This window comes from Mesorhizobium sp. M1A.F.Ca.IN.022.07.1.1 (genome assembly GCF_003997575.1).
Classification (GTDB): Bacteria; Pseudomonadota; Alphaproteobacteria; order Rhizobiales; family Rhizobiaceae; genus Mesorhizobium.
Genome location: NZ_RZST01000314.1, coordinates 1 through 6851 on the forward strand (window position 1 = coordinate 1; position 6851 = coordinate 6851).

6 protein-coding genes are annotated in these 6851 nt (G+C 63.0%); 2 read left to right on the forward strand and 4 right to left on the reverse strand.

Annotation, left to right across the window (positions count from 1 at the left end; genetic code table 11):
* Nucleotides 1–280 (forward strand): DUF2478 domain-containing protein (locus EOA75_RS26175; RefSeq protein WP_127325509.1); only part of this gene is annotated, 280 nt, incomplete at its 5' end.
* Between the two features lie 141 nt (nt 281–421).
* On the opposite strand, the gene EOA75_RS26180 is transcribed toward EOA75_RS26175, so the two are convergent.
* The 4 genes from EOA75_RS26180 to EOA75_RS26195 form a co-directional block, all read right to left on the reverse strand.
* Nucleotides 422–3640: an efflux RND transporter permease subunit gene (locus tag EOA75_RS26180; RefSeq protein ID WP_127325510.1), complete on the reverse strand. Its 3219-nt coding sequence runs from the start codon at nt 3638–3640 to the stop codon at nt 422–424.
* Nucleotides 3637–4647, reverse strand: coding sequence for an efflux RND transporter periplasmic adaptor subunit (locus EOA75_RS26185; protein WP_127325511.1), 1011 nt, complete (start codon nt 4645–4647; stop codon nt 3637–3639). The genes EOA75_RS26180 and EOA75_RS26185 overlap by 4 nt, the downstream gene beginning before the upstream one ends.
* A gap of 83 nt (nt 4648–4730) precedes the next feature.
* Nucleotides 4731–4934, reverse strand: a complete 204-nt coding sequence (locus tag EOA75_RS26190; protein ID WP_127325514.1) for a DUF2892 domain-containing protein — start codon at nt 4932–4934, stop codon at nt 4731–4733.
* A gap of 25 nt (nt 4935–4959) precedes the next feature.
* Nucleotides 4960–6252, reverse strand: a complete 1293-nt coding sequence (locus EOA75_RS26195) for an FAD/NAD(P)-binding oxidoreductase (RefSeq protein WP_127325512.1) — start codon at nt 6250–6252, stop codon at nt 4960–4962.
* Nucleotides 6253–6417: 165 nt separating this feature from the next.
* Between EOA75_RS26195 and EOA75_RS26200 the strand changes: the two genes are divergently transcribed.
* A complete protein-coding gene (locus EOA75_RS26200; protein WP_127325513.1) occupies nt 6418–6714 on the forward strand; it encodes a metalloregulator ArsR/SmtB family transcription factor in 297 nt (98 codons plus the stop codon).
* The last annotated feature ends 137 nt before the right edge of the window (nt 6715–6851 follow it).

The following is a 6851-nucleotide window of genomic DNA, read 5'->3' on the forward strand; positions in this document are numbered from 1 at the left end:
GGTTCTCGGCAAATTCGGCAAGACCGAGGCCGAAGGAGGTGGTTTCAGGGCTCTGATTGCCAAGGCGCTCGAACTTTCCGTACCCGTGCTGATTGGCGTTCCCGTCATCAATCTTGTGCCGTTCCGAGAGTACTCAGCGGACCTCGCACACGAAATCGAACTGTCTCATTTGCCGTCCGATCGGTTCGCGGCTGTGGAACGTCTGCTCCACGGTAGCGTCAAGGTGCGCGGCGCCAACCAATCCCAGTATCGGAGAATAGTCGGTGCCGGGCTGGCGTGAGATCATTCTGCGCTCCATCGTTGCGGGCGGAGCTACGAGTGTTTGGGCAGCCATCGTCGATTGGACGACAGGCCCACCGGTTCTGATTTCCTTTGGAGCGATCTTGATAGCCTTCGGCGTCCTCGGTGATTTCCGCTAGAGCTAAGATTCGCTCTGATCGGCACCGGCGGCCGGCTCGCCGCGCAGCGCCACATAGATCGCCGGGATAACCAGCACCGTCAGCAGCGTCGACGAGGCGAGGCCGAACAGCAACGAGATGGCGAGACCCTGGAAGATCGGATCGGTCAGGATCACCGCGGCGCCGATCATCGCCGCAAGCGCGGTCAAAAGGATCGGCTTGAAGCGGATCGCGCCGGCCTTGAGCAGCACATGAACGAGCGGTCCGTCGGACTCCCTGGCATGCCGGATGAAATCCACCAGGAGGATAGAGTTGCGCACGATAATGCCAGCGAGCGCAATGAAGCCGATCATCGAGGTGGCGGTGAAGGGGGCCGCGAAGGCCCAATGGCCGAACATGATGCCGATCAGTGTCAGCGGGATCGGGGTGAGGATCACCAGCGGCAGCTTGAATGAGCTGAACTGCGCGACGACCAGGATATAGATGCCGAGGATCGCCACCATGAAGGCGGCGCCCATGTCGCGGAACGTCACCCAGGTCACCTCCCACTCGCCGTCCCACAACAGAGTAGACTTGGATTCGTCGTCCGGCTGGCCGTGGAGCGCGATCGCCGGCTTGGGGACGTTGCCCCAGTCGGCTTTTGCGATCGCGTCGTCCACTGCGAGCATGCCATAGACCGGCGCCTCGAACGCGCCCGCCAGTTCGCCCATCACCATCTCGGCCGGGCGTCCGTTGTGGCGAAAGATCGGATAGGAGGCCTGCTCCCTGCTCACCCGCACGACATCACCAAGCTCGACAACGTCGCGCGCGCCGGGCAGCGCGTTGGCCGCCACAGGGGTGGCCAAGACGCGCTGGTCGACCACGCCGTTTCCCTTCGACAAGGCGACGCGGATCGGGATCGGCAGGCGCCCGCCGCCCCGGTGGGAATAACCGACGGTGGCCCCGCCGTAGAGATAGCCCAGCGTGTCGTACACGTCCGCCTGCTCGACCTTGTAATATTCGAGGCTGTCCTGGTCGAGCGAAAGCCGGAGGCGCTCCGGCTGGTTGTGAAAGCTGTCGTCGACGTCGACGATGAACGGGATGCTGGCGAAGGTCTCGCGAATCTTGGCCGCAACCGCGCGGCGGGTTTCGGCGTCGGGACCGTAGACTTCGGCCAGCAGCGTGCCGAGCACCGGCGGCCCGGGGGGTGGCTCGACCACCTTCAGCACGGTGCCGGCCGGCATCGCCATTCCCTTCAGTCGCTCGCGCAAGTCGAGCGCGATGGCGTGACTGGCACGGCTGCGGTCGCCCTTGGGAATCAGGTTGACGGCGATGTCGCCCTGCTCGGGGCCAGATCGCAGGTAGTAGTGGCGCACCAGGCCGTTGAAGTTGAAAGGCGCGGCGGCGCCCGCGTAGGTCTGGAACGACACCACTTCCGGCGCGGAGGCCAGCCGGTTCACGGCCGCTTGCAGCAGCCGGTCGGTGTCCTCGACCGACGATCCCTTGGGCAGGTCCGCCACGACCTGCAGGTCAGTCTTGTTGTCGAAAGGCAGCAGTTTCACCGTCACGTGCCTGGTGTAGATCAGCGCCATGGATCCGATCGTCGCAATGCCCACGACCAGAAGGAAGGTCCACGCCCGAAACCGCGACATCAAGATCGGCCGCGCCACCATGACATAGATACGGCCCAGCATGCCGCCGTGCGCGCTGGCGGCGTGGCCATGCGCGCCGACCTTTCCGCCGAGCTTCATCATGAGCCATGGTGTCAGCATCACCGCGACGAAGAAGGAGAAGAGCATCGCAGCCGAGGCGTTGGCCGGGATCGGGCTCATATACGGCCCCATGAGGCCGGAGACGAACAGCATAGGAAGCAGCGCCGCCACCACGGTTAAGGTCGCCACGATGGTAGGGTTGCCGACCTCGGCGACCGCATCGATCGCCGCCTGGGTGCGGGAACGCCCATCGTCCATCGCCCAGTGGCGCGCGACGTTCTCGATGACCACGATCGCGTCGTCGACGAGGATGCCGATGGAGAAGATCAGCGCGAACAGGCTGACGCGGTTCAGCGTATAGCCCATGATGCGAGATGCGAACATGGTCAGGAGGATCGTCGTGGGTATCACCACGGCCACCACCAGCGCTTCTCGCCAGCCGATGGCGATGGCGACCAGGAGCACGATGGAGATGGTTGCCAGGCCCAGGTGGAAGAGCAGTTCGTTGGCCTTCTGATTGGCCGTCTCGCCGTAGTTGCGCGTCACGCGCATCTCGACGTCCTTTGGGAAGATTTGGCCGCGCACCTGCTCGAGGCGCTTGACGATCGTGTCTGAGATGACGACCGCGTTGGTGCCCGGTCGCTTCGCGATCGCAACCGACACGGCCGGCGTTCGCTCCGTGCCCGCGTCAGACTTGACGATGTTGGTGACGCGGTTCTCCGCCGGCGACGTCGCGAGCACGATGCTGGCGACGTCGCGGACATAGACCGGGCGGCCGTCGCGGGCCGTCAACAAAAGGTTGCCGATATCGGACGAAGCCTGCAGCGTCTGGCCAGCCACCAGCACCCGTTGATTGCCCTCGTCGCGGACCGTGCCGATCTGGAAAGAGCGGTTGGCGCCCGCGATCTTGCCCGTGAGCTGCTGCAGCGTGATGCCATAAAGCGAGAGCTTTTCCGGATCCGGCTCGACCTGGATTTCATCCGGCTGCTCGCCAACGACGTAAGTGAGACCGATATCGGGAAGCTTTGCGACCTCGACCTGCAGCTCATGCGCAAGACGCGTCAGGTCCGCCGAGGAATACCGCGCCGCCGCCTGCGACGCCGGCGTCAGTGTCACCACCACTATGGCAACGTCGTCGATGCCGCGCCCAACGATCAGCGGCTCCGGGATTCCGACGGGAATGCGATCCATGTTGGCGCGGACCTTTTCGTGGATGCGCAGGATCGCGGCATCCGAACTGGTGCCGACCTTGAAGCGGGCGGTCACCAGCGCGCCGTCATCGGTGGTCTGGGAGTAGACGTGCTCCACGCCGTCTATGCCTTTTATGATCGTCTCCAGCGGCTCGGTCACGAGCTTGACGGCATCCTCGGCTTTCAGGCCGTTCGCGGAGACGTGGATGTCGACCATGGGCACGGAGATCTGCGGCTCCTCCTCACGCGGCAGGGTGACCAGGGCCACAAGCCCGAGCGCCAGTGCCGCCAGCAGGAACAGTGGCGTCAGCGGCGATACGATGAAGGAGCGGGTAAGCCAGCCGGCGATGCCAAGTTTCATGGCAGGACGACCTTATCGCCATCGGCAAGACCGCTCAGGATTTCGACGCGCGTCTGGCCGGAGTCCTGGAATGTACCACCCCGCACGACGGCGACATCAAGCGGCCCCTCCGCTGTCTCGACTGTGACATAGTCTATGCCGTGGGCGATCCTGAGTGCCTCAGGCGGAACGCCCAACATGGTCCGCTTTGCAACCGGTATGGACACGAGGGTGCGCTCGTTGACGAAATAGGTCCCGATGTCGGCGACTTCGACGTCGGCAATCACGCGACCGTTCTCGATCTCCGGGTAGACCTTTGCGATCCGGCCTTCCCCAGCCTTGACGAAGCCGGCATTGGTACCCTTGCCGCGTTCGCCGATATCGACGCGGGCGCCTTCCGTTATCTCGACGGCGTGCCGTTCCGGCAAAGACAGGCGCAGATAATACTGGCCCGATGCCACCCGCGCGACGGGTTCGCCCGCCACTATCACCGAGCCGGCGGCCACGGGAACCGTCAGCACCCGTCCGTCGGCCGGAGCCAGGATATCGCCTTCTTTCGCGGTTTGCTCGATGACCGCCTTCTCGGCAATCGCAGCCGCGAGCTGGTTCGTGACGACATCGAACTGCGTCTTTGCTGCATCGACCCGGCTTTGGGCGGCGGCACCCTTGGCCAGCAGATCCTGCGAGCGCTGCAGATCGGTGCGGGCGCTATCGAGTTGCGAATTCAACGCTGCGATCTTGGCGTCTGCGGCTCTGAGCTGCAACGCGAGCTTGTCGTCGACCACAGTGGCGATCACGTCGCCCTTGCCCACCTGGGCGCCTTCGGTGACCCGGATGGATGAGACGGTTCCCGAAATCCTCGCCCGGGCCGGCAGGATGGTGCGGCTCTCCACCTGTCCGTACACCGCCTTCATCTCGGTGACGGTCGTGGCCTTGACCAGGAATTCGGCGGCGCGCGCATCGACTACGACAAGGCCGGCGGCTCCGATCAGAAGGATGTTCGCGAGGGCCGAATGCAGTGGTCTCATTGGCTAATCTCAGTCGGTTGAAATGGATATGGAGGCGACTGAGCCGCCTCCCGGCTTAGCGGCCCTTGCTCGATGACGTGCCCTTACTTGAACGCTGCACCCGGCTTGCAGCCGAGCTTCTTGAAGACCATCGCTGCCGGGCAGAAGCCCGTGACCGAGGCCTGCACCATGTTGAGCCCGGCGAATGCCGTCAGCAGGAACCAGTAGGGCGAATAGTAGATGCCGAGCGTGAGCGATATCAGCACCATCAAGCCCGCAAACATCAGAACTGCCTTGTCTATCGTCATCATCTTCTCCTGAATGTTGGCCAGTCTATTCGGCCGGCTCTATATGGATGGCCTTGAGTTTCTTGATGCCGAGAACGTCGAGCGCTAGCCCCTCGTAGAAGGTCTCACTCTTTCCCTGCCGCACCTTATGGAGGAAGTATTTCTCGAACCCGACCTTCGCCGCGTGGACCCATTTGCCCTGCGAGGACCAGTTGACGTTGCGGGGAGGGATCTGCGGTTGCGCGACAAAGGCTATGCCTTCATCGCCGAAATCGGCGAGGCAGACCGCATTCCAGGTAGCGATGGCCCTGGGCTCGTCGCCGCGCAACAGCGCGCCGATGTTCTCGGCGGTGGCCGTAACCATGGATTCGATCATGAAGCCGGTCTTGGGAACGCCGACAGGAAGCGGCGTCTTGCCGACCGGCGGAATGGCGACGCAGACGCCGATCGCGAAGACGTTGGGATGAACCTGGTTGCGCTGATGCTTGTCGATGGTGACGAAGCCGCGCGGATTGACTAGGCCCTCGATCCCCATCAGCGCGGGAACGCCGCGGAAGGCAGGCAGCATCATCGAGAAGGCGAAGGGCAGGTCGTGCTTGGCTTTGGTCGTCCCGTCGTCGTTGACTTCCTCGACATGCATCATGTCGGCGTCGACCGAAGCCACCTTGGCGTTGGTGATCCATTTGATGTGGCGATCGCGCATGGCGCTTTCGAGCAGGCCCTTGGTGTCGCCGACCCCGTCAAGCCCGAGATGGCCGATATAGGGCTCCGGCGTCACGAATGTCATGGGCACCCGGTCGCGCACCTTGGCCTTGCGCAAAGCGGTGTCTAGGATGAAGGCGAATTCGTAGGCCGGACCGTAGCAGGATGCGCCCTGAATCGCACCCACGACGATCGGCCCGGGCTTGCGGACCAGTTCCTCGAACTTCGCGCGCGTGGCGACGGCATGGTCGATCTGGCAAATGGACTGGGTATGGCCGACAGGCCCGAGACCCGCCACCTCATCGAAGGCGAGATCGGGGCCGGTCGCGATGATCAGATAGTCATAGTCGACGAAGGAGCCGTCGTTGAGTTCGACGCGGTTTTCCTTCGGATGCACTTTTTTCGCACCTTCGGAACGCAGCGCGATGCCGCGCCGCTGGAAAGTAGCCGTCAAATCGACGGTAACGTCATCGCGCTCCCGCCAGCCGACGGCCACCCAGGGGTTGGAAGGCACGAAGGAATAGGACGTTCCGAGCGTGATGACGGTCAGGCGATCCTCGCGGCGCATCTTGTCACGCATTTCGTATGCCATGATCGTGCCGCCGAGACCTGCTCCGAGGACGACGATGTGTGACATGATGATCCTCCCATTGCTTCGACCTTCCGCAAAATATCCTGCGCGGGAAGGCCGCGTTCCGCATTGATCGAGCTCAATTCCAAACGAGGCGGCGCGATCGTAAGGCGTCGGTAAACCCGAACGGCAAGCTTGCATGTAACATTCAAAGATTATAAATTCAAGAACATGAATGTAAGAGAATTGATCCCGGCCTCGGGCAAGGCGGCGGAACTGCTCCGGAGCATGTCCCATCCACAGCGACTGCTCGTCCTGTGCGCGCTCGGAAACGAGGAGCGCTCGGTGGCAGAACTGCGAGAACTGCTCGACATCGACCAGGTGCCGATGTCGCAACAGCTTATGCGGCTTAGAGCTGATGGGCTGGTGGAAGCCCGCCGCGACGGGACGACCGTCTACTACCGCATCACCAGGCCGGAAGTGCTGACGGTTGTCGAGGCTCTGCATTCGGCCTTCTGCCCTGGCTAGGGACGCTCGCAAAGGCCGGCTGACGGAATAACGTTCCTGCCTTGATCCAAGTCAAGGCAGATCGATCGGATCTGCAATTACATTTTTGCGTTGATGCATCGGGTGGGCAAACGCCTGCGCGCGATCCGATTGCGGAG

Coding starts and splice junctions, on each gene's coding strand:
- EOA75_RS26180 (WP_127325510.1), bottom strand. CDS start 3,640: ATGAAACTTGGCATCGCCGGCTGGCTTACCCGCTCCTTCATCGTATCG.
- EOA75_RS26185 (WP_127325511.1), bottom strand. CDS start 4,647: ATGAGACCACTGCATTCGGCCCTCGCGAACATCCTTCTGATCGGAGCC.
- EOA75_RS26195 (WP_127325512.1), bottom strand. CDS start 6,252: ATGTCACACATCGTCGTCCTCGGAGCAGGTCTCGGCGGCACGATCATG.
- EOA75_RS26190 (WP_127325514.1), bottom strand. CDS start 4,934: ATGACGATAGACAAGGCAGTTCTGATGTTTGCGGGCTTGATGGTGCTG.
- EOA75_RS26200 (WP_127325513.1), top strand. CDS start 6,418: ATGAATGTAAGAGAATTGATCCCGGCCTCGGGCAAGGCGGCGGAACTG.